2 protein-coding genes are annotated in these 1,509 nt (G+C 69.1%); both read right to left on the bottom strand.

The window, feature by feature from the left end; translation table 11 throughout:
- A partial coding sequence (locus FXN61_RS49370) for an ISAs1 family transposase (RefSeq protein ID WP_167980629.1) occupies positions 1 to 927 on the bottom strand: 927 nt, incomplete at its 3' end.
- Between the two features lie 124 nt (positions 928 to 1,051).
- Positions 1,052 to 1,509, bottom strand: a 458-nt coding sequence (locus FXN61_RS49365; protein ID WP_167980628.1) for a family 16 glycosylhydrolase, incomplete at its 5' end; no start/stop codon positions are given.

Raw genomic sequence — 1,509 nt, 5'->3', positions numbered from 1 at the left:
CTGCGCCGGACCGGCTTGGTCGGGGGTGAGGCTGGTGACGCCGAGGACGGCCATCGCGGTGCGTTTGCCGTGGGTGTGGGTGACGTAGCGTTCGACGAGAAAGGCTTGTGCCGCACCGGGAAACGTCACATTCTCGGGTATGGGCAGGACCTGGATGGTGCGTCGTTCTCGGCGGCCGTGACCGGTGTCCACTGTGGTGTATGTGGAGACCTCATGCCAGGCCAAGGCGTCGAGCTGGGCGTAGAGCAGGTGCTGGTTCTCCTTCACCGGCAACACGTAGTCGGCGCCGCGGCCGAGTAGGTCGGTGACGGTGGCGCGGATGGTGTGCATCGCGTCGGCGGTGACGATCGCCCCAGTCAGGTCGAGCTGGTCGAGCAGCGCGGCGGAACGCTTGGTCTCGTTGACCTTGGTATCGACCAAGACTTGGGCCAGCACGACCGCGTCGGTGTGGGCCATCGCCGCGAGCAGATGCACTCCGCCGGATCCGTCGGGGCCGCGGGTGCCGCGCACGGTCTTGCCGTCCATCGCGATCACCGCCGGCTCGTCCGTAGTCCGGCCGCGACGGGCCTGGGTCCAGGTCGTGATCGCGGCGTCCACCGCGTCGCCGTCCACCCGTTGCAGCGCCCGGCGCATCGTCGCCTCGTCCGGGGCCCGGCGTTCGCCCCGGCGCGGGTCGTGACGGACCCCGAGCAGGGCGAGTACCTGCTGCGGGGCGTCCGCGGCCCATTCCCCGATCGCGGTGAACGACCGCGCCCCCGCGGCCACCGCCGACGCCGCCAGCAACAAGATCGACGCCAGCGAGTGCCGGACACCCCGCCGACGCCGTGGATCCGGCACCCCGGCCACGAACTCCCGCAGGTCAGCGATCCGGTCAACGGCAACAGGGACCAGCCGATCCAGCACAGCAGGGATCAGGCAGGATGACACGGCGGGCACGGCACTCCACACGATCATGGGACTTAGACACTCACATGATCAACCAGAGAGCCGTGCCCGTCCCACATCCAAGGCCTACCCGACTTTGCCGGAACCCTGGGGTCGGCCCCCACATCTACGGCCGGGTCCACACCGCCACGTAGTCCACGGCCATCGAACGACCGGGCGTCGTCTGCGCAGTCGGCGTCGCACGACCCGCGACGCCGTTGGGGAACGCGCCGCCCATCGCCACGTTCAGCAGGATGAAATAGCCCTGGTGGGACGTCATGTTGTTCCACGTCGTGGCGTCCATCTGGTTCTGCCGCACGGTGTGGAACTGCTGGCCGTCGACGTACCAGCGCAACTGGTTCGGGCTGACCGAGCGGTCCCACTCGAAGCGGTAGGTGTGGAACGCCGACTGGCAGGACGAGCCGGGGCACGCCCGCGACGCGCCGAGGCCGTTCGTCTCGTTGCACGGCCCGCCGGGGTTGACGCCGCAGTGCAGCACGCCCCACACGGAGTTGATGCCGTTGACGTTCTCCATGACGTCGAACTCGCCGATGCCCGGCCAGTTCCAGTAGTTGCCGCGGAACG

Origin of the sequence: Lentzea indica, from assembly GCF_012184385.1 — a bacterium.
Classification (GTDB): domain Bacteria; phylum Actinomycetota; class Actinomycetes; order Mycobacteriales; family Pseudonocardiaceae; genus Lentzea; species Lentzea indica.
This window is presented reverse-complemented; position numbering and strand designations above follow the sequence as displayed.